The sequence below is a fragment of the Rhizobium sp. 05L419 genome (assembly GCF_056397845.1).
The window spans coordinates 20,969-40,886 of the sequence record NZ_JBFTOF010000016.1 but is presented as its reverse complement, the minus strand read 5'-3'; the positions used below and the strand labels follow the sequence as shown (position 1 = coordinate 40,886).

Genomic DNA, 19,918 nt, shown 5'->3' with positions numbered 1-19,918 from the left:
TGAACACTGGTAAACGCTGATGAACACTGCCCTTCAACAACCCGTCGCGGGCACTCATGCCGACGACGCGCCCGCCATTCTGGAAATGCGTGGCATTTCGCAGATCTTCCCGGGCGTGAAGGCGCTCGACAACGTCAGCATCGCTCTCTATCCGGGAAAAGTCACCGCGCTGATCGGCGAAAACGGCGCCGGCAAATCAACTCTTGTCAAAATCCTGACCGGCATCTACCGCCCAAACGAGGGTGAGATCATCGTCGACGGCAAGCCGACGACGTTCTCCAACGCGCAAACGGCAATCGACGCCGGCGTGACTGCGATCCATCAGGAGACCGTGCTCTTCGATGAGCTGACGGTCGCCGAGAACATTTTCCTGGGTCATGCGCCGCGCACCAAATTTCGTACCATCGACTGGAAGCTGATGAACAGCCGTGCCAAGGCGCTGCTGATATCGCTCGAAAGCAATATCGACCCGACGATCCGTCTGAAGGACCTCTCGATCGCGCAGCGCCACCTCGTGGCGATTTCCCGCGCGCTTTCGATCGAGGCCCGCATCGTCATCATGGACGAACCGACCGCTGCCCTGTCGCGCAAGGAGATCGACGATCTCTTCCGCATCGTCGAGGGACTGAAGGCACAAGGCAAGGCGATCCTGTTCATCAGCCACAAGTTCGACGAGCTGTACGAAATCGCCGACAATTTCGTGGTCTTCCGCGACGGCCGCGCCGTCGGTCACGGCAAGCTCAAGTCAACGCCGCAGGACGAAATCGTCCGCATGATGGTCGGGCGCGACGTCGAGAATGCCTTCCCGAAAGTCGACGTTGCAATCGGTGCGCCGGTCCTTCAGGTGGACAAATACTGTCACCAGACTGAATTTCGCGACATCTCCCTGACGTTGCGCAAAGGTGAGATCCTCGGCATCTACGGCCTCATCGGCGCCGGCCGCTCCGAGCTTTGCCAGTCCCTCTTCGGCATCACCAAGCCGCTCTCCGGCAAACTGACGCTGGACGGCAAGGACATCGTCATCAACTCACCGCTCGACGCGATCCGGGCCGGCATCGTCTACGTGCCGGAAGAGCGAGGCCGCCACGGCCTGGCGCTTCCGATGCCGATCTACCAGAACATGACGCTGCCGTCGCTCGCGCGCACGTCGCGCAAGGGCTTCCTGAAAGCCGCCAACGAATTCGCGCTTGCCCGCAAATATGCCGAGCGGCTCGATCTGCGCGCGGCAGCCCTGTCAGTCCCGGTCGGCACGCTTTCGGGCGGCAACCAGCAGAAAGTCGTCATCGGAAAGTGGCTGGCAACGATGCCGAAGGTGATCATTCTCGATGAACCGACCAAAGGCATCGACATCGGCTCCAAGGCCGCCGTCCACGGTTTCATCAGCGAACTTGCCGCCGAAGGCCTTTCGATCATCATGATTTCCTCCGAACTGCCAGAAATCATCGGCATGTCGGACCGGGTGCTGGTGATGAAGGAGGGACTTTCCGCCGGTCTTTTCGAGCGCGAGACACTGACGCCGGAAACGCTGGTTCGCGCCGCAACCGGCAATGCTTGAGGTATCCCTGATGTCCAGACTCCTGAAAAAACGCGAAACTCTGCTGTTCATCATCATCGCGGTGATGATCGCGGTCTTCTCGACGAGAGCCCAGGGCTTTGCAACGCCTGGAAATCTCGCCGGTATCTTCAACGATACCTCGATCCTGATCATCCTTGCGCTGGCGCAGATGACGGTCATCCTGACGAAATCGATCGACCTTTCAGTTGCGGCAAACCTTGCGTTTACCGGCATGGCGATTGCCATGATGAATGCTCATTTTCCCGATCTGCCGCTCTTTGTTCTGATCCTCGCTGCCGTCCTGATTGGCGCCTTTCTCGGCGCGATCAACGGCTTCCTCGTCTGGGCGCTGGAGATCCCGCCCATCGTCGTCACGCTCGGAACGCTCACCATCTACCGCGGCATGGCCTTCGTGCTGTCAGGTGGCGAATGGGTGAATGCACACCAGATGACGCCAACGTTCCTCAACGTCCCGCGCACCGTCGTTTTCGGCATGCCGGTGCTCAGCTGGGCCGCCATCATCATCGTCGCGCTGATCTATGTACTGTTGAAATACACCCAGTTCGGCCGCGCCACCTATGCCGCAGGCGGCAATCCGACGGCTGCGGTCTATGCCGGCATCGATGTCGGCTGGACGAAGTTCCTGGCGTTCGTCCTATCCGGCGCGCTTGCCGGCCTTGCAAGCTATCTCTGGGTCTCGCGCTACGCCGTCGCCTACGTGGATATTGCCAGCGGCTTCGAACTCGACAGCGTCGCGGCCTGCGTGATCGGCGGCATTTCGATTGCCGGCGGCGTCGGCTCGGTCATCGGCACGGTTCTGGGCGCGCTGTTCCTCGGGGTCATCAAGAACGCTCTGCCGGTGATCGGTATCTCGCCATTCACCCAGATGGCAATCTCAGGCACCGTGATCATTCTCGCCGTCGTCTTCAATGCAAGGCGCGAACGCAATCGCGGCCGCATCATCCTGCGCGACAAGGCCGCCACAGAGACCCCAGCAGAGGTGGCCGCATGAGCACCGTCGTTTCCACTCCGGGCCAAAGGCGCGTCATTCCCGATCGCCTCGGCACGCCGTTCAAGCGCATCATGTCGAGCTGGGAAGTCCTGCTCTTCGGCGTCGCCGTCGTGATCTTCATCTTCAATTCCTTCGCGTCGCCGTATTTTCTCGATGCCTGGAACCTGTCGGATGCGACCTTCAATTTCACCGAAAAGGCGATGATCGCCTTTGCCATGGCGCTGCTCGTCATTGCCGGCGAGATCGACCTTTCGGTCGCCGCCATCATCGCACTTGCCTCCACAGCCATGGGTGCGGCTGCCCAGGTCGGCATCGGAGCTCCGGGCCTCGTCGCCATCGGCATCGGCGTCGGCCTGCTCTGCGGCATGTTCAACGGCTTCCTCGTATCCGTGCTGAAGCTTCCGTCGATCGTCGTCACGATCGGTACGATGAGCCTGTTCCGAGGCATCTCCTACATCGTGCTCGGCGACCAGGCCTATGGCGGTTATCCGGAGGACTTCGCGTTCTTCGGCCAGGGTTATGTCGTCTGGGTCTTCTCCTTCGAGTTCGTCCTGTTCCTCGTGCTGGCAATTCTCTTTGCGATCCTGCTGCACGCGACCAATTTCGGCCGCCAGGTCTATACGATCGGCAACAATGATTTTGCCGCACGGTTTTCCGGCATCCCGGTCGAGCGTGTGAAGTTCATCCTCTTCATGCTGACCGGGGTGATGAGCGGCATCGCCGCCGTCTGCCTGACCTCGCGTCTCGGCTCCACGCGTCCGTCCATCGCTCAAGGGTGGGAACTCGAAGTCGTTACCATGGTGGTGCTCGGCGGTGTCTCGATCCTCGGTGGCTCCGGCAAGATCGGCGGCGTGGTGATCGCTGCCTTCGTGATGGGCCTCGTCACCTTCGGTCTCGGTCTCCTGAACGTTCCGGGCATCGTCATGTCGATCTTCATCGGTCTGCTTTTGATCATCACCATCGCGATCCCGATCATTGCCCGCCGCATCAAAGCCATGAGCAACAAATGACAGTTGAAAAACATGCCTTCAAGATGAGGCTCAATCCGGGCATGGAAGCCGAGTACAAGAAGCGGCACGATGAGATTTGGCCAGAACTGGTCGATCTTCTGCACCAGTCCGGCGCCAGCGACTACTCGATCCATTTGGATCCAGAAACCAACACGTTGTTCGGCGTGTTGACGCGCACGACCGACAACAGAATGGCCAGCCTGCCGGAGCATCCTGTCATGAAGAAGTGGTGGGCGCATATGGCCGACATCATGGCGACCAACCCGGACAAATCTCCCGTCCAGAGCGACCTCGTTACCGTCTTCCACATGCCATGACATCGCAGCCGGAGCATCGTCGCATCGCCGTGCTTGACATCGGCAAGACAAACGCCAAGGTGGTTGTGCTCGACGGTGCGACCGGCGCGGAAATCGCCGTCGTCAAGACGCCGAACACCGTCGTCAGAACTCAGCCTTACCCGCATTACGACATCGACGCGCTGTGGGCCTTCACGCTCGGTGCATTCAAGTGCTTTGCGGCATCCCCCGGCTTCGATGCCATCTCGATCACCACACATGGCGCATCGGCGGCATTGCTTGATGCGAACGGTGCGCTGGCCATGCCGGTGCTCGACTACGAGCACGAATACCCGCAGGCGATCATCGACGCCTACACTGCGCTGCGCCCACCCTTCGAGGAGACGTGTTCGCCACGCCAGTCGATGGGGCTCAATATTGGCGCCCAGTTGCACTACCAGCAGGCCGCCTTCCCCGAGCTGTTCGCCAATGTTGCGACCATCGTCACCTATCCGCAATATTGGGCGGCGCGGCTGACCGGTGTTTCGGCTAACGAGCTGACATCGCTTGGCTGTCATACCGATCTCTGGAACCCCCGCGCGTCGGCATATTCCAGCCTCGTCGACAGGCTCGATATTCGCGGCCTGATGGCACCGATCCGCTCGGCCTTTGACGCTCTCGGTCCGCTCTTGCCCGCGATCGCCGCCGAGATCGGCCTTGCCGCCTCGGTACCGGTCTATTGCGGCATCCACGATTCAAACGCGTCGCTGTTGCCGCACCTGGTCAATCGGGACGCGCCCTTCGCCGTTGTCTCCACCGGCACCTGGGTGATCAACTTCGGCGTCGGCGGCGATCTCGATCAACTCGATCCGACGCGCGATACGCTGGCCAACGTTGATGCCTACGGACGCGCCGTGCCCTCGTCCCGCTTCATGGGCGGGCGCGAGTTCGAAATTCTGACTGCCGAGATCGGCCCTATACGGAAGGACGAGGCGACTGCTGCGATCGCGCCGGTGATCGAAAGTGGCATCATGCTGCTGCCCAACGTTGCCCCGGGCTCCGGCCCGTTTCCAGGCAGGGAGCGACGCTGGATTAACGCCGAAGCAGCCAGTGGCCAAGAGCGCTATGGGGCCGCCTGCCTCTACCTGGCACTGATGACCGAAGCCTGTCTCGATCTGATCGGGGCCAAGGGGCCGATCATCGTTGAAGGTCCGTTCTCGCTCAATGAAACCTATCTGGCCGTCCTCGCAGCCCTCACCAGCCGCGACGTGATTGCCGTTCCGGGCTCGACAGGTACGAGCGCCGGTGCAGCACTTCTGGCCGGCATCAGCCCGGTGCCTGGCGCCGAAAAGCACGTCGCGCCGTCCGATATTGCCGGCCTTCGGGATTATCGAGATCACTGGTATGTGGGGATGGCATAGCAGTCTTTCCCGATGGACCCTTTGTCCCATTTACGAATGTCGATAGTGTGGTGCTTTCAGATCAGGTGAGGAAAATACGACATGGCAGCTTCTTCCGCCAAGGATTTCGATCCGCGGGCTCTTGCGGCACGTCTTCACAGTCTCCAGAAGGCCGGCAAGACGGCGCCGACGGCCGACTTCGCGTTGCCGGCGACCCTGCAGGACGCGATAGATGCACAGAATTTCCTGGTGGCGGAAGAACGGATATCCACGCCTGCTTGGAAAGTTGCGGTATCGCCCGACGGCCAGCCGGTGACTGCACCGCTCAATCCTTATGTTGAAGCGTCGTCGGGAGCGTCCATTGCCTGGAGGCCGGGCATCAAGTTCGAGGCGGAAGTGGCCGTGCGCCTTGGCAAGGATCTGCCGGTGCGCGTTGACGGCAGCTATACGCGTGCCGACATTGCCGATGCGATTTCCGAGGTCTACCTTGGCGCAGAGCTGCTGGCGAGCAGCGTCGCGGAAAGCGGCAAGCTTTCCTTCCTGCTCTTTCTTGCCGACCGGCTCGGCAACAGGGGCTACGTCCTCGGTCCGGTTTTGCCGAAGAGCACTATTGACACCATCACAAACACGCCGCTCAGCGTAACGTCCAACGGCCGCTCGATTTATGATGGCCCGGCGCAGCACCCGAAGGGCGACGTGCTGGTCTGGCTACTGGACTACGCCAATGACAGGCTGCGCCCTCACACGTCGCTGAAACGCGGTGCGCTGGTCACCACAGGTACGCTTTGCGGTGCAATCGAGCTGACCTCACCGGGCACGATTGAGATTGTACTCGACGGCAAGGCTCGTCTCGGTCTCGCCGTCGCCTGACGAAGCAGCGTTCGGCTTGCCCGTCCTTATGGCGCAGCCCTGTTTTCCCGGGAACTTTATGCTGCATCATGCATTTTTGACAGATGCGCCATCGGGAGGACGTCATGAGGTGCTTCTACGCGACTGCTCTTGCAGCATTCCTGGTTGGCGTGAGCAATGCATGCGCCAACGAGGCGCCGTTTCTGAAGTCGCTTGCCGGCGAGTGGAGCGGCGGCGGGATGATGAAACGGACCACCAGCTCGTCCCCTATCAATCTCGACTGCAGCTTTCAGTCGAGGTCGAACGGGCAAGCACTGTCGATGACCGGCATATGCCGGGGAATGATCGTTCTGTCGCGCGAGGTCTCGGCCCAGCTGACGGCGACCGGCAACCAATATGCGGGGCGCTACATTGGCCCGTCCGGCGGTGTTTCAAACCTTAGCGGCGGGCGCAGCGGCGACGCGATCAATCTTGCCGTTCGGTGGTCCAAGCTGATCAACGGCGATCGCAGCGCCAACATGACGATCCAGCGCGTCGGCGACAATTCCATTCGCATCAGGACCGTGGACAAGGACCCCGAATCCGGCCGGCAGGTTGTGACGAGCGAGATCAATCTGCGCAGACAATAGCGGTCTACGGACACCTGCGTCAGTAGCCATACTTCTCCGCGCTATATTGGCATTTGTTCAAGACAACCCCCAGGACGTTGGTCTTTTCCGCCAGGCTTTGCTCGCACACATCCACCTCGCTGAGAGTGCTGTGCTCGGCCGCGGCGACGAGGACCACGCAGTCTACGTTCGGTAGGAATGCGAGGACATCATCGGTTGAAAGCATCGGCGGAAGATCGAAAAGGATGATGTCCGGGCTCATCCTTTGCTGCATTTCCAGTAGCGCCTCGGCGGTCGTCGCGCTTTGCAGGAGCTCCGCCGAATACTGAGCGGGTTGCCTGTTGGCCGCAATCGCCAGATTGTCCCCATAGCGCATGAAAACATCATCGCACCCGATCTCGCCGCGCAGGAAGCTCTCCATCGATCCCGCGTCCTTGATGCCCAGGGTTTTGCCAATTTGTGGGCGCCTCAAATCAAGATCGAGCAACAATGTTCGGCAATCCGGTTGGTTGGCGAGACTGAATGCGAGGTTCACGGCGGTGAACGTCTTCCCACACGCGGGCGTCGGTGAGGTGATGGCAACGGATTTCCAGTTGTTCTGTCTCAGGCTCTGCAACAGTTTCGTTCGCATCATGTCGAACGCAACGTGGGCAATATCAGAACGATTTGCGGTGACAATGCGATTGCGCGCTATTGCATCCGCATCGACCCTGAGCGTCGGCAGTTCCGTCCAGACTATCTTGTTATCCTCCGGTGAGCGCAATGCGTGTATCCGATCTCTGTCCAGCGGCGTATCCGGGCTCCGAGCTGATAAAGGAAAGTGTTCCATCGTTTACGCCTCCACCGTTGTCCCAGAAATGTTCGTATTCTTCAGAGCAAGTCGTCTCACCTAGCCGGGCCTCGTGAAGCTCGACAGCAGCTTTTGGAATGCCGTTCCCAAGGGCATGTAGCAGTAGTGGATGACGAGCAACGAGGCGGGAATGGCCGATGCCGAGAGGGCTGCTGCAAGCCCTCGCTTGACGGGGGCGGCGCGTGCTTCGAAGGGCGCAACAACATAGGGAATCACCGCCAGAGGCTGACGCTGCAGCAGCTGGGTCAGCTCGGAAGGCCGGCGAATGGTCTTGTTCAGCACCTCCAAGAGGGCAATGAACGCAAGGCCGAGTGCAATTCCCCCCAGCGCGCCTATCCCAACGATCAAACGACGACGTGATCGCAGTGCGTTCTCCGGCGGCGTGGCAGGTTCCAGCAGCGAAAATCGCCCGCCGTCCGAGCGAACTTCAATCTGGTTTCCGAGCGAAGCTTCAGCTCGTCTTGCAATGGCAGTGTTGTATTGCGTTTGAATGTTTGCGAGGGTTCGCTCGATCGCGTTCAACTGAATGTCGGTTGCTGGCGTTGCGCTAACGGATTTGGTGAGATCGGAGATGCTCTGTATCAGTGACGCCCTCTCGCGCCCTATGATCTCAAGGCGCTCATTGATATCGGACAGCTGCATGTCGAACCCGGTCGAAATGGACTTTTCCGTTGACCGATCATTCTTCGTCGATCCGTCCTTGGCGCGAAGGGCCGCTATTCGAGCTCGAAGAGCCAGAATGTTTGGACTTGTTTCCGAGAATATTGCGAGCTGCTCAGACAGTGCTTTGTTCAAGTCTTGCAGCATCTGCTGTTCGGGGCTGATCGGAGCATTCGCGTACTGACCGGTGGCTCGATAGCTCTCAATGAGCATGCTTCGCCTGGCACGAAGATCTGCTTCCTCACGCTCCAGCGATATCAGGCGCTCTTGTTGGCTGCTCTGCTGTTGACGCCGAAAGCCAAGGCTTTCCGGCAGGCTGTCTCTGTTTTCGTTCTTGAACTTGAGAAGGTTTGCCTCCGTCCGATTCAACTCGGAATCAAGCCTTTTCACTTCATCATTAAAAAACTGGAGCGTATCGCCTGATCTGTCTGTTCGCTGACGTTGATTGCTCAAGAGGATCAACGAGGCGAGCTCATTGGCAGCCTTTGCGGCCAGTACGGGGGTGGCGGCGTCGAAGGAGACGCTAAAGACCGTCGCCCCGTCACCTGTGCCCAACGGCAACTCTGTAAACGTGATACGGGACTGCATATCCCTGACGATCGCATCCCCCGACGGCTCTGGTTTCGGGCCGGCATATATCTTGAGTTTGGCAGCCAGCGCGAGGAGGTTCTCACGCGTCGTAATCTGCTGCTGAATAATCTGCAACTGCTGCAATGAGCTTGTGGACACCGTCGATCTGACCAGCTCTGCAGGGATCTGCGGTGCTTCGACCAGGATCTTCGCGGTTGACTGGTACTCGCGCGGCAACAACAACGCGACGACGATCGCTACAGTCGTCGACAGGCAGACGATCGCCACAAAATATGGAAGCCTCCGGAGAAAAAGTGACAAGTAGAAGCTGACATCCATGGCGCCCATTACGCGATCACCGAAATTAAGACCCTGAGGGTGCGTTTCTAAGCTGCCATCTATATTGAGTTCGCGAGTTGAGGGTAGTTCATCGATAGTGGATGGGAACTCGGGATTGCTAGTACATTTGGCTAAGTACAACGCTGCCTGCCTGCACGCTTTGCTTTGGAGGATATCCGCAGAATACCGCGCGGGCCGCCACCAGGGGTGCCGCGAACGCGCCCCTCGGCCCTAGCTCCGCGGGGTGGAATGCTTGCGAGGCCGCTTGTGAATGCGCTTCCGCGGGGGTGTGAGGGTCAGATCTCTACCAAGCGAAGCCGTTGCAATTGCCGATGCTCTCTACTTTGCCTCATCAATTTTGGTAGGGTCAGTGTACTTGCCTTTGCGTCGCGCGATATTCAATATAGGTCATCGATGATGTATTATACCGTGAGCTTTCCGCAATTGATACTAGTATAATCCGGTAGTATTTTCGTTTATATTGCAGGTCCATTCTGACGGTAGCGATCGGCAAGTAAATCGGCATGCTGGAGACATAAATGCGCGTATCACTCGGTGCCCGTCTGCGTACCTTGCATCCAGGGTGGCTAGGATTGATTGCATTTGGAGCCGCGGTGATACCGGGGGCTGCCGATAGCGCTCCCCTTCCGCCGCATACCAAAATCAAGCTGACCGTCGTGCAGTGGATGCCCACCAAAGGTCTGTATGAGCAATGGGGCTCCCTTGGGGGAGAGTTCACCGTTTCGGAGGCGGGTACGTTGTCCATGCCGGTGCTGGGCAGCGTCCCAGTCGGTGACCTTGATAACAACGGACTTGCCGCCGAGATCGCCAAGCGCCTCAAGGACAAGATAGGCTTGGTCGAAGCGCCGATGGCTTCCGTTGAAATTCTTGAATATTCGCCGGTTTACGTCGTGGGAGACGTTACCCGGCCGGGGGAATATAAATTCAGCACTGGGTTAACCGTCCTGCAAGCTTTCGCAATGAGCGGCGGCGAGCTCCGGCCGACCGTCGCCTTCGAGAATTCGACTGATGTTACAAAGCTGCTGGGTGAACTGAAGGAGCTGGACGATTCCATCATACGGAGCAGCACCAAGATTGAGCGCCTCGAGGCGGAAATGGCTGGGGCCAAAGCACTTGATTTTGTCAAGCAGGCAGGAAGCACAGACCAGTTTACCGCCGCTATCTACAGCCAGGAACAGGCCATATTTTCGGCCCGGGCCAATTTGCTGGAGCGAAAGTCAAAGTCGCTGGTGGAGCTCCGCGACCTGCTGACCGAGGAAATCCATGTCCTCGACGAGAAGACAAAAAGCATGGACGCCAACATCAAATCGATACAGCAACAGGTCGACAGTACCGCTATGCTGGTTGCGAAAGGTGCTGTCGTCGCAACGCGGCAAGGCGAGGTCGAGCGCGCTTTGAGAAGTTACCAGGATGACAAGCTGGATATCACGACCGCCATCATGCGGGCGCGGCAAAGCATCAGCCAGACGACACGGGATCTCCAGGGTCTCTACGACGAACGGCAAACCGAAGTCGCATCCGAGCTGCAATCAGAAAGGGCATTGCTTGTTCAGCTGAAAGTAAAACGGGAAACAAGCCAGAAGCTGATGCTGGCCAACCTGTCCGCTCTCGCAGGTTCGGCGCGCCAAGGCGAAAAACTAGCGCTGACATTTACCATCGTGCGGCGAGACAACGAGAAGGAAATTGGCGCTTCCGAGACCACGGCGTTGCTGCCGGGTGATGTCATCAAAGTGACCCGACCAGTGACGCAAGGGGCGACACCCGTCGGCCAGATTTCGATACCTGCCAGCCCCACGCATACGGATCAGGCCAGTCAATGATTGGCCGAGGTTACTGTTGCATGACAACAAGCCTGGCGAACAACCAGGCGTCGATCCTATGGGGATCCGGTTGTTTGTCGGCTGCAGCACAGATCCGTCGATCTCCGCAGCTTCAAGGTTAGCAGGACCCGATGGTCTCACAGTCAAACCCAGCCAGCAAACAAAGCTACGCCCAGATCCTCAAGTCGACGATGGTGATCGGCGGATCCTCGATCGTGAACGTCGGATTTGCTATCATCCGCAACAAGGCAATGGCGGTCTTGCTGGGGCCGGAAGGTGTCGGATTGATGGGCCTTTACAGCGCGACTGCCGATATCGGACATACCATCGCCGGCCTGGGGTTGAATGCCAGTGGTGTGCGTCAGGTCGCAGAAGCTGCGGGCACGAGGGATGCCGGCAAAATTGCGCGTACCGCCACGGCGTTGCGGCGCCTGTCGGTTCTTCTGGGACTCCTGGGGACGTTTTTGATGGCGTGCCTGGCGGTGCCGATTGCAAGACTGACGTTTGGCGACGATCAGCATGCCAGCGCCGTCATGTTGCTTTCAGTCGTGATCTTTTTTCAGGTCATGTCAGGGGGGCAGGGGGCGCTGCTGCAAGGCATGCGGGATATTGCCAGTCTTGCCCGGATCAATGTCATCGGCGCATTCGTCAGCACAGCGATTGGCATCCCGATCATCTATTTCTATGGCGAACGGGGTATCGTTCCGTCGCTTGTCTGCGTCGCGGCGACGACGCTGCTGACCTCCTGGTGGTACAGCCGCAAGATCAGTATTGAACCGTGTCGACTATCGCTCGTAMAACTGCGCACAGAAGCCAAGGGGTTGTTCAAACTCGGTTTCACCTTCATGGTAAGCGGGTTTCTGACGGTCGGCAGCGCTTATGCCATCCGCATCATAGTGTTGAATGAGGAGGGCATCGCGGCCGCTGGCCTATACCAAGCGGCCTGGGCGTTGGGAGGGCTGTATGCCGGCTTTATTCTCCAGGCAATGGGCACCGATTTCTATCCRCGCCTAACCGGCATTGTCAGCGACGATGCTGAATGCAACCGCCTCGTTAACGAGCAAACGCAGGTCAGTGTCTTGCTCGCGGGTCCTGGGCTGCTTGCCACGCTCACTCTTGCTCCGGTGGTGATGCACGTCTTCTATTCGCCMCAGTTCTACGCGGCCGTCGATCTTTTACGTTGGATTTGCCTTGGGATGATGCTTCGGATCATTGCCTGGCCGATCGGCTTCATCGTGTTGGCAAAGGGCGCGCAGAAGATCTTCTTCTGGACGGAAGTGGCCGCAAGCCTGGTGCACGTGGGTTTGGCTTGGCTGCTTGTAAAGACATTCGGGACCGTCGGCGCAGGCGCTGCCTTTTTTGGGCTCTATGTCTGGCACAGTCTCTTGATCTATTGGATTGCCCGGCGTTACACGGGTTTCCGCTGGTCCGCGACCAATCGGGTCCTCATACTGATCTACCTCCCGGTCTCGGGGCTTGTCTTTCTGGCCTTCCAGTGTCTGCAGATGTGGCAGGCCGTTACGATCGGTTCGCTGGCGACCGCGGCAACCGGACTCTATTCCCTGAAGATGTTGATTGAGCTGTTGCCGCGGGAAGCCTTTCCAGCATTCGTCCGAGTATGGCTTTTTCGATCCGCACAGTCTGGTGCCGGATCTTGACACTCGATCGTTGTGCGGGGGCTGGAAGGTCGCCGGAGCATTCAGACCGCGCCGACCACGATTGATATTGGGTAGAGAAAATTTCCCTCGGCACGGCGAAAGGACTTCTCCCCGCCGTTCACATCTGATGCTGTCATTGATTATAGTGGGCGACCGAATTGTCCAAGGCCGCTACTGAACAGGCTTCGTCCTGGCAGGAACTCAAAAACGCCGCTCACCATTGGTGCGGCCATGAGATCTCAAACGCGGAAAAACAGATTCAATCCTCCTTTCACAAGGAGGATTGAATCTGTCAGACGACAAACGCCGGTGGCCGCAAGGAATACCCCAGATCGAGAGCATTTCAGCTTTTCTTCGAATCGCGAAAACGCTCTATCTTTTTGTTTTTACGCAATTCCGGACGCAAAATCGCTATGCACTTTTGCTGGAATTTCTCTAGGCGATCAGTTCTGCAACGCGAGCTGCAATGCGGTTGGAAACATCCTTGAAGGGGTCGCGTGCCGGAATGATGCTCGAGACACTCAGGAGCAATAGGGCTTTCAGGTGCTGCCGACCGCTCTCCTCGCCTACAACCGGTGCGAACGGTGTCATCCGAGGCTTATCCGCAGGATAGAGACGCTCAACCTCGATAAAGTTGTCAAACTTCTCATAGTCGTCGCCGCGAAGTTGGAATGTCTCCACTGGCGTTGCCTCCGCCATGACCACATCATGACTATCAAGCAGAATATTGTAGTATTCGATCGCTTGCCGGCCGGCCGGCAGCGCCCGCGCAATCGAACTGCCGTTCACAAGGTCGTTCGCACGGATCAAAACGCCGTCGAGATAAAGGGAGTGGCCAGGAGAAACATATAGATCCCGGCTCGGCATGCCGTCATCAAGGGCATTCCGCGAAATGCGGATCGACATGACGCTGTCGGACCACGACGGGCGGCTCGTCTTGAAGCTTTGGCGACCGATCCAGCGGATAGGTTTGGGTCCACCGGACACGGTTTCGACAAGGTCACCGATCTGGAGGTTCTCAATCGGCATTTCACCCGTCGGGGTCATGATCAGCGTCCCGCCGAGAAGGCAGTTCGCGCCGCCGCCGCCGTCATACCCGCCGCCGCCGCCATTGCCACCACCACCACTATTGCCGCCGCCGCCACCACCGCCGCCGCCACCACCGCCGCCACGGCCGCCGCCGCCACGCCTGCCCCAGTTGTGTCCCAAGGCGTGGGCGGGCGAAGAGGCAACTGCCATCGTTGCAGCCGCGATACCGGCGCACCTCGCGCCTGCGGCAGCAGCCGCGCCGAGGAAATGCCGTCGTGCACGGTTAAGGGGTATTTCTCGCGGATCCATCGATGACATTTCACTCTCCGTCGTTTGGGTTACGCCGATCCATTTTCAGTCGCTGTTAACCATTCTACAGCAAGTTGCACCCCAATAAATCGGCCTATTGGTTCGGCCGCCTACTCAAAAAGCGGTAGGCACAAAAAACCGGAAACTCCCCGGAACACAAAATCTCAGGTTGAATTAGTGAGTGACAAATAACACAATCTATCAAAGTCGCAACCTGCTGGACGAGCCTATTTTGACCGGATTATTGCAGTCGACGCGCAACTAGGAGGTGTCAAATCAGGCTCGCATGCCCTCGCGGCACCACGTCGCCCCCTCGCTAAATGCAAGGGGTTAATGCGCTCCGCTCGCGGGGGAAGTTTCAGAAGGTTCCGGCCGACGGCACGATGGATCAGGCGGTCATCCCATGGCAGCCGTTGCGAGCTTGGGAAAGACAGGCCCGCATTGAACCGCCTCGACGACCTGAAAGATTTCGGCGTCGGTCATTTGCATGAAAAGCGGCAGGATGACTGTTTCATTTTGCGCCCTGACGCTGTTCAGCAGACCGCTCGCGACCCGGTGCGAGGCCGTTCCCATGTAGGCTTTCTCGAGGTGGCTGTTCATGATGCCCCGTCGGGTCGAAATGCCGCGATCCAGCATCGCCTGCATGAACGCAGCTTGTTGCCATTGGTCAGGCAACCCGACGCAATAGCTCTGCCAATTGCTGCGCGCCCAGTGGGGCTCGACGGGCGGCCTTATGCCCTTGATCGCGGCGAGGTGCTTGCCGTATCGCTCGGCAATCGCGCGCCTGCGTGCAACGATCTCCGGCAGGCGCTTCAACTGCTCTCTTCCGACTGCAGCCTGCATGTCGGTCATTCGGTAGTTGTAGCCGAGTTCGGGATAGCTCTCGAAGATCACCTGTTTCGAGCCGTGCCGCACCGTGTCGTTGACGCTCATGCTGTGCTGCCGCCACAGCCGGAACTTTCGATCGTACTCTGGATTTGCGGTCGTCAGCATGCCGCCGTCACCGGTCGTTACGACCTTGCGCGGATGGAAGGAGAAGCAGGCGATGTCACCATGTGGCTTGCCTATTTTCTCCCACCGGCCTTTCCAGAGGATCTCGCTTCCGGTGGCACAGGCAGCATCCTCGATGACCGGTATCGAGTGACGGCTGCCTATTTCGACGATGCGAGACAGATCGCAGGGCATGCCGAGCTGATGCACGCACAGGATTGCCTTCGTCCTCGGCGTGATCGCGGCCTCGATCAGATCCGGGTCAATATTGAAACCGTCTCTTTCGATGTCGACGAAGACCGGTATCGCGCCGCAATAGCGGATCGCATTTGCCGTTGCGATGAACGAGTGGCTAACGGTGATGACTTCATCGCCGGCAGACACTCCCACGGCCATCAGGGCAAGGTGAAGCGCGGTCGTGCAGTTGGAGACGGCACACGCGTGCGCCGAGCCGACAAAATCGGCAAATTCCTCTTCGAAGGCGGCGACCTCGGGACCCTGGGTGACCCATCCGGACAGGATCACGCGGCGGACCGCTTCAACTTCCCGCTCGTCGAGAACGGGCTTGGCGACAGGAACAACCTGGGTCATGCCGCTTCTCCCGCGCTCAGAACCTTTTCCTGTCGCCACCAGGCGACGAGGTCGCGAAGTCCCTCTTCCATGGTGATCTCAGACTTGAAGCCGAGAAGTCCTTCTGCCTTGGCGGTGGACGCGAGACGGCGGGGGACGGCATTCACCTTCCGTGCCGGACCGAACTGCGGTTCCATGGAGGCGCCCATGACATGGGTCAGCAACTCCGCCAGTTGGCGCAGGCTTGTTTCCTCGCCGCTTGCAACATTGAACACTTCGTCTGTGACATCCGACTTTGCCGCGAGCAGGTTGGCGCGCGCGATATCGTGCACATGGACAAAATCCATGGTCTGGGTGCCGTCCCCGAGGATGATGGGCGGCAATCCACTGGCGATGCGCTCCATCCAGCGGATCAAGACCTCGGTATAAGCCCCGTGCACGTCCATACGCGGCCCATAGACATTGAAGTACCGCAGCGCGACGTAACGCAGACCGTACATCTCGGCAAAGCTGCGCAGCAGTCCTTCGTTGAAAGCCTTGGCGGCGCCGTAGATCGTCCTGTTATTGTAGGGATGATGATCCTCTGTCGTCGGGAACGTTTCGGCAAGGCCCAGCACCGAAGCCGAGGAGGCCGCCACGATCTTTGACACGCCCGCCTGCATGGCCGCTTCGAGCACGTCAAAGGTGCCGCCCGCCAGAACGTCGAAGGCCAGACGCGGTTCTTCGGCGCATTGCGTAATTCTGATGGCGGCCTGATGAAAGACGATATCAACGCCCTCGACCACGTCCTTGAGAAGCGCGCGGTCGCGGATGTCGCCCTCGACGATCGTGACCGGCGCCGACTGGATGGCCAGGGCGAGGTTTTCGCGCCGGCCACGCACGAAGTTGTCAAGGACGACGATTTCGCGTGGTCCTTCCAGCGCAACGAGATCGGCAATGTGTGAGCCGATCAGGCCAGCGCCGCCGGTAATCAGAATCCGCTTGTCCTTCATGGCTTCTCAAGCCTTTCCGCTGTTGACGGGTCGCAATCTTCGCGCCACCKGATGAATTTGGCCGGCACGCCGGCGACGATGGAAAAAGGTTCGACATCCGACGTGACCACGGCTCCGGCGCCAACGATCGCACCCTTGCCGATCGTAACGCCCGGCAGGATCGTGGCGTTTGTGCCGATGTCCGCCCATGCGCCGATGCGAACCGGCTTGATCTCCAGATCCGTGCGGATGATCGGCACATCGACCGGCAGAGCGGTGTGGCTCGATCCGAGGACCTTTGCCCCGGGTCCCCAGCCGACACACTCCTCCAGGATCAGGTTGCGGGCATCGAAGTAGGCTTGCGGACCGATCCAGACATTGTCGCCGATCCTGCATGTTCCGTCGTATCTGCCTTGGATATAGGCCTGGGCGCCGATGAACACACCGCTGCCGATCTCAAAGGTTTCGGGGTGCTTGAACCCCACTCCACTCCCCACCTGCAGCCCAGAACCACATGTTCGTGCCAGACTTTTCCAGATCACCTTGCGCATGAAGGCGTCGACGAAGCCGTCGCCCGTGGTGAAGCGCGCATAAAGCTCGATGAGGCCAGCCGGTCCATAGGACTGGTTGAGCTCGTTCGCCAAAGCGACCTGATAGTCGGGATCGGAGGGAAGGCCCTGGCGACCGTGCATAGCTTTGACAAGCCGCGCGACAGACGTGACGTCAACTGACATAGGCGTCCTGCTCCACGGCGGCAACGACCTGCTCGACCTGCCGCATCGTCAGCTCCGGATAGATCGGAAGCGAAAGCACCTCGAGCGCGGCGGCTTCGGAGACCGGGAAATCGCCAATCTTGTAGCCGAGATCTGCATGAGCCTCCTGAAGATGAACCGGGACGGGGTAGTGCAACCCGGTGTGAATGCCCTCGGCGCGGAGCGATTGTTGCAGTTGATCGCGGTCTCGACTTCTCACCGCATACACATGGTATACGTGACGGCGATCATTGACTGCGGCCGGCGCTTGCACGCTTCTGGATCCGGCGAGCAGAGCGGTATAGCGCGCAGCGCGCACGCGCCGAGCTTCGGTCCAGTCTTCCAGATGTCGGAGCTTGATGCGAAGGATTGCGCCTTGGATCTCGTCCATCCGGTAGTTGAAGCCCTTCATCACGTGGTGATAGCGCTGTTGCTGGCCCCAATCACGAAGCATGCGCATGGTCTGCGCCTGCTCGTCATCGTCTGTCACGACGATGCCCCCTTCCCCGCAAGCACCCAGGTTCTTGCCTGGATAGAAGCTGAAGCAGCCTGTCAGCCCGATGCTTCCAGCACGTCGTCCCTTGTATTCGGCACCGTGGGCCTGGCATGCATCCTCGATGATCGGCAAACTGTACTTGTCGGCAACGGCCCTGATTGCGTCCATATCGGCCATCTGGCCGTAGAGATGCACGGGCACGATAGCCTTGGTCTTTCGGGTTATCGCCGCTTCGAGCTTGGTCGGATCCATGGTGAGCGTTACTGGCTCCACGTCAACGAAAACGGGTCGTGCGCCGGTGTAGCAGATTGCCGCTGTGGTTGCGACGAAGGTGAGAGAAACCGTGACGACCTCGTCGTCGGCGCCAACGCCGGCAGCGAGCAAAGAAAGATGCAGGGCGCTTGTGCCGGTGTTGACGGCGATGGCGTGCTTGGTGCCGCAATAGGCCGCGAACTCCTCCTCGAACCGCGCGACCTCCTCGCCAAGGACATAGTGGCCCGACGCGAGCACACGAAGAACAGCGGCATCAACATCATCTTTGATCGACGCATATTGGGCCTTCAAGTCGAGCAGCGGGATCATGCAATCAACCTTGCCTGTTCGAGTTCAACAACGCGGCCACGCTGGGCCAGCGACTGTGTCGCTGCCTCAAGAATTCGCACGACGCGCAGCCCGGCATGGCCATCTGCGAGGGGCTGTGTGTTTGTGGCGACGCATTCGACGAATTGTTTCAATTCGCGACCAAGAGCTTCGGTCATATCAAGCTGCGGAGCGTACATGTCTCCGGTGCGATAGCCGACGCGCATCTCGAGCACCTTCTCGCCGTTCTGTTCAGCGTCGCCGGTCAAGGTGATGCCCTTGTCATAGACCTTGATCTTTTCGCTCGGCTCGAGATCGTCATAGACGATCATCTTGTTGCTTCCGCCGACGAGCGTCCGGCGGACCTTCACCGGCGCCAGCCAGTTTACGTGGATATGCGCGATCAACTTGCTTTCGAAGAAGAGGGTGAGATAGGCGATATTCTCAGGTTCGCCTGTCACGTGGCCCATGCCGGTCGCCGAAACCGCCACCGGCTTTTCCGGCAGGACATAGTCCATGATAGAAAGGTCGTGCACTGCGAGGTCCCAGACGACGCTGACGTCATGCTGGAAGAGGCCGAGATTTACGCGCACTGAGTCATAGTAGTACACGTCGCCAAGACCGTTTTCGATGATTTCGCGCATCTTGCGCACGGCACCGGTGTGGATGAAGGTATGGTCGACCGCCAGGATGAGCCCCCTGCGTGCGGCTTCGTCCACCATGCGGCGGGCTTCTTCCGAGGTGGAGGCCATTGGTTTTTCAACGAAGACATGCTTGCCGGCCATCATCGCCTTCATCGCAAGCCTGTAATGTGCCGAGACAGGCGTGGCGATCGCAATCGCATGGACCCGGGGATCACGCAGGACTTCGTCGAAGTCGTCGGTGATCTGCACCGTGGGATAGCGCATCTGAACGGCGCCGAGCCGGTCCTTTTTGAGATCGCAGACCCAGACCAGCTGTGCGCCGGGGGTTTCTGCAAAATTGCGGACCAGGTTTGGCCCCCAGTAACCGTAGCCAACGACGGCAACTCCAATCATCGTGCTCTCCCAGATGATAAAACTTCGACCGGCGCATCCTTGGCGCGCCCGATGACCACGGCCGGCACGCCGACAACGACTGCGTAGGCAGGAACGTCCTTGGTCACGACCGCCCCGGCGCCAACCTGCGCGCCCTCGCCGATCGTTATACCCGCGACAATCGTGGCATTGCTGCCGATGGAGGCGTAACGCTTGACCATCGTCGGCACGACAGACCAGTCGCCGTCGGCCTGCAGAGTTCCATCGGGATTGACAGCGCGGGGATTGAGATCATTGGTAAACATGACGCCATGGCCAACGAAGACACCGTCCTCGATCGTCACGCCTTCGCAAACGAACGAGTGGCTGGAGATCTTGCAGTTTCGCCCTATCGTCGCGTTCTTCTGTATCTCGACGAAGGTGCCGATGCGGGTGCCGGCACCGATCGAGCAGCCATAGAGATTTACGAGATCCGGATGGTGGATCACGACGCCATCGCCCAATGTAACGCTTTGCGCGATCATACTGTAACGCCCCTGTTCCTAGTCGACACGATGTCGGTTAGACTTGGTGAGCTGA

The 19,918-nt window shown here is 59.1% G+C and carries 18 protein-coding genes; 9 read left to right on the top strand and 9 right to left on the bottom strand.

What is annotated here, in order from left to right:
- The first annotated feature begins 19 nt into the window (after positions 1–19).
- The 7 genes from AC1DMK_RS19535 (at position 20) to AC1DMK_RS19505 (ending at position 6,730) form a co-directional block, all read left to right on the top strand.
- Positions 20–1,555: a sugar ABC transporter ATP-binding protein gene (locus tag AC1DMK_RS19535; RefSeq protein WP_477861209.1), complete on the top strand. Its 1,536-nt coding sequence runs from the start codon at positions 20–22 to the stop codon at positions 1,553–1,555.
- 10 nt (positions 1,556–1,565) lie between these two features.
- Positions 1,566–2,567: an ABC transporter permease gene (locus AC1DMK_RS19530; protein ID WP_477861207.1), complete on the top strand. Its 1,002-nt coding sequence runs from the start codon at positions 1,566–1,568 to the stop codon at positions 2,565–2,567.
- Complete coding sequence (locus tag AC1DMK_RS19525) at positions 2,564–3,577, top strand: ABC transporter permease (protein ID WP_477861205.1); 1,014 nt, start codon at positions 2,564–2,566, stop codon at positions 3,575–3,577. Before AC1DMK_RS19530 ends, AC1DMK_RS19525 begins: the two co-directional genes overlap by 4 nt.
- Entirely contained in the window at positions 3,574–3,894 is a 321-nt protein-coding gene (rhaM, locus tag AC1DMK_RS19520) for an L-rhamnose mutarotase (RefSeq protein WP_477861203.1), read from the top strand. Before AC1DMK_RS19525 ends, rhaM begins: the two co-directional genes overlap by 4 nt.
- On the top strand, positions 3,891–5,273 hold the full coding sequence (locus AC1DMK_RS19515) for an FGGY-family carbohydrate kinase (RefSeq protein WP_477861201.1): 1,383 nt from the start codon (positions 3,891–3,893) through the stop codon (positions 5,271–5,273). Before rhaM ends, AC1DMK_RS19515 begins: the two co-directional genes overlap by 4 nt.
- Before the next feature lie 81 nt (positions 5,274–5,354).
- Entirely contained in the window at positions 5,355–6,122 is a 768-nt protein-coding gene (locus AC1DMK_RS19510) for a fumarylacetoacetate hydrolase family protein (RefSeq protein WP_477861198.1), read from the top strand.
- A gap of 104 nt (positions 6,123–6,226) precedes the next feature.
- Positions 6,227–6,730, top strand: a complete 504-nt coding sequence (locus AC1DMK_RS19505) for a hypothetical protein (protein ID WP_477861196.1) — start codon at positions 6,227–6,229, stop codon at positions 6,728–6,730.
- A 19-nt stretch (positions 6,731–6,749) separates the two neighbouring features.
- Here AC1DMK_RS19505 and AC1DMK_RS19500 read toward each other — a convergent pair whose 3' ends face one another.
- Both AC1DMK_RS19500 and AC1DMK_RS19495 read right to left on the bottom strand, forming a co-directional pair.
- Positions 6,750–7,538 carry a CpsD/CapB family tyrosine-protein kinase gene (locus AC1DMK_RS19500; RefSeq protein WP_477861194.1) on the bottom strand — a complete coding sequence of 263 codons (789 nt, stop codon included), beginning with the start codon at positions 7,536–7,538 and terminating at the stop codon, positions 6,750–6,752.
- Positions 7,539–7,598: 60 nt separating this feature from the next.
- Positions 7,599–9,137, bottom strand: a complete 1,539-nt coding sequence (locus tag AC1DMK_RS19495) for a GumC family protein (protein WP_477861192.1) — start codon at positions 9,135–9,137, stop codon at positions 7,599–7,601.
- 530 nt (positions 9,138–9,667) lie between these two features.
- Between AC1DMK_RS19495 and AC1DMK_RS19490 the strand changes: the two genes are divergently transcribed.
- Both AC1DMK_RS19490 and AC1DMK_RS19485 read left to right on the top strand, forming a co-directional pair.
- Positions 9,668–10,969 (top strand): polysaccharide biosynthesis/export family protein, encoded by a 1,302-nt coding sequence (locus tag AC1DMK_RS19490; protein ID WP_477861190.1) that lies wholly within the window; start codon positions 9,668–9,670, stop codon positions 10,967–10,969.
- A 131-nt stretch (positions 10,970–11,100) separates the two neighbouring features.
- Positions 11,101–12,627: an O-antigen translocase gene (locus AC1DMK_RS19485; protein ID WP_477861188.1), complete on the top strand. Its 1,527-nt coding sequence runs from the start codon at positions 11,101–11,103 to the stop codon at positions 12,625–12,627.
- A gap of 435 nt (positions 12,628–13,062) precedes the next feature.
- Here AC1DMK_RS19485 and AC1DMK_RS19480 read toward each other — a convergent pair whose 3' ends face one another.
- From AC1DMK_RS19480 to AC1DMK_RS19450, 7 genes are all read right to left on the bottom strand, one after another.
- Positions 13,063–13,974: a Hint domain-containing protein gene (locus tag AC1DMK_RS19480; protein ID WP_477861186.1), complete on the bottom strand. Its 912-nt coding sequence runs from the start codon at positions 13,972–13,974 to the stop codon at positions 13,063–13,065.
- A gap of 387 nt (positions 13,975–14,361) precedes the next feature.
- Positions 14,362–15,546, bottom strand: coding sequence for a DegT/DnrJ/EryC1/StrS family aminotransferase (locus AC1DMK_RS19475; protein WP_477861184.1), 1,185 nt, complete (start codon positions 15,544–15,546; stop codon positions 14,362–14,364).
- Positions 15,543–16,517, bottom strand: a complete 975-nt coding sequence (locus tag AC1DMK_RS19470) for an SDR family NAD(P)-dependent oxidoreductase (protein WP_477861182.1) — start codon at positions 16,515–16,517, stop codon at positions 15,543–15,545. The genes AC1DMK_RS19475 and AC1DMK_RS19470 overlap by 4 nt, the downstream gene beginning before the upstream one ends.
- Complete coding sequence (locus AC1DMK_RS19465; RefSeq protein ID WP_477861180.1) at positions 16,514–17,230, bottom strand: acyltransferase; 717 nt, start codon at positions 17,228–17,230, stop codon at positions 16,514–16,516. The genes AC1DMK_RS19470 and AC1DMK_RS19465 overlap by 4 nt, the downstream gene beginning before the upstream one ends.
- Complete coding sequence (locus tag AC1DMK_RS19460) at positions 17,220–18,326, bottom strand: DegT/DnrJ/EryC1/StrS family aminotransferase (RefSeq protein ID WP_477861178.1); 1,107 nt, start codon at positions 18,324–18,326, stop codon at positions 17,220–17,222. The genes AC1DMK_RS19465 and AC1DMK_RS19460 overlap by 11 nt, the downstream gene beginning before the upstream one ends.
- On the bottom strand, positions 18,323–19,360 hold the full coding sequence (locus AC1DMK_RS19455; protein WP_037064741.1) for a Gfo/Idh/MocA family protein: 1,038 nt from the start codon (positions 19,358–19,360) through the stop codon (positions 18,323–18,325). The genes AC1DMK_RS19460 and AC1DMK_RS19455 overlap by 4 nt, the downstream gene beginning before the upstream one ends.
- On the bottom strand, positions 19,357–19,863 hold the full coding sequence (locus AC1DMK_RS19450) for an acyltransferase (RefSeq protein WP_477861175.1): 507 nt from the start codon (positions 19,861–19,863) through the stop codon (positions 19,357–19,359). Before AC1DMK_RS19450 ends, AC1DMK_RS19455 begins: the two co-directional genes overlap by 4 nt.
- Positions 19,864–19,918 lie beyond the last annotated feature (55 nt).

Bases quoted from the DNA above. Each gene is read 5' to 3' on its own strand.
- AC1DMK_RS19535 (WP_477861209.1), top strand. From the start codon at position 20: ATGAACACTGCCCTTCAACAACCCGTCGCGGGCACTCATGCCGACGAC.
- AC1DMK_RS19530 (WP_477861207.1), top strand. From the start codon at position 1,566: ATGTCCAGACTCCTGAAAAAACGCGAAACTCTGCTGTTCATCATCATC.
- AC1DMK_RS19525 (WP_477861205.1), top strand. From the start codon at position 2,564: ATGAGCACCGTCGTTTCCACTCCGGGCCAAAGGCGCGTCATTCCCGAT.
- rhaM (WP_477861203.1), top strand. From the start codon at position 3,574: ATGACAGTTGAAAAACATGCCTTCAAGATGAGGCTCAATCCGGGCATG.
- AC1DMK_RS19515 (WP_477861201.1), top strand. From the start codon at position 3,891: ATGACATCGCAGCCGGAGCATCGTCGCATCGCCGTGCTTGACATCGGC.
- AC1DMK_RS19510 (WP_477861198.1), top strand. From the start codon at position 5,355: ATGGCAGCTTCTTCCGCCAAGGATTTCGATCCGCGGGCTCTTGCGGCA.
- AC1DMK_RS19505 (WP_477861196.1), top strand. From the start codon at position 6,227: ATGAGGTGCTTCTACGCGACTGCTCTTGCAGCATTCCTGGTTGGCGTG.
- AC1DMK_RS19500 (WP_477861194.1), bottom strand. From the start codon at position 7,538: ATGGAACACTTTCCTTTATCAGCTCGGAGCCCGGATACGCCGCTGGAC.
- AC1DMK_RS19495 (WP_477861192.1), bottom strand. From the start codon at position 9,137: ATGGGCGCCATGGATGTCAGCTTCTACTTGTCACTTTTTCTCCGGAGG.
- AC1DMK_RS19490 (WP_477861190.1), top strand. From the start codon at position 9,668: ATGCGCGTATCACTCGGTGCCCGTCTGCGTACCTTGCATCCAGGGTGG.
- AC1DMK_RS19480 (WP_477861186.1), bottom strand. From the start codon at position 13,974: ATGTCATCGATGGATCCGCGAGAAATACCCCTTAACCGTGCACGACGG.
- AC1DMK_RS19475 (WP_477861184.1), bottom strand. From the start codon at position 15,546: ATGACCCAGGTTGTTCCTGTCGCCAAGCCCGTTCTCGACGAGCGGGAA.
- AC1DMK_RS19470 (WP_477861182.1), bottom strand. From the start codon at position 16,517: ATGAAGGACAAGCGGATTCTGATTACCGGCGGCGCTGGCCTGATCGGC.
- AC1DMK_RS19460 (WP_477861178.1), bottom strand. From the start codon at position 18,326: ATGATCCCGCTGCTCGACTTGAAGGCCCAATATGCGTCGATCAAAGAT.
- AC1DMK_RS19455 (WP_037064741.1), bottom strand. From the start codon at position 19,360: ATGATTGGAGTTGCCGTCGTTGGCTACGGTTACTGGGGGCCAAACCTG.
- AC1DMK_RS19450 (WP_477861175.1), bottom strand. From the start codon at position 19,863: ATGATCGCGCAAAGCGTTACATTGGGCGATGGCGTCGTGATCCACCAT.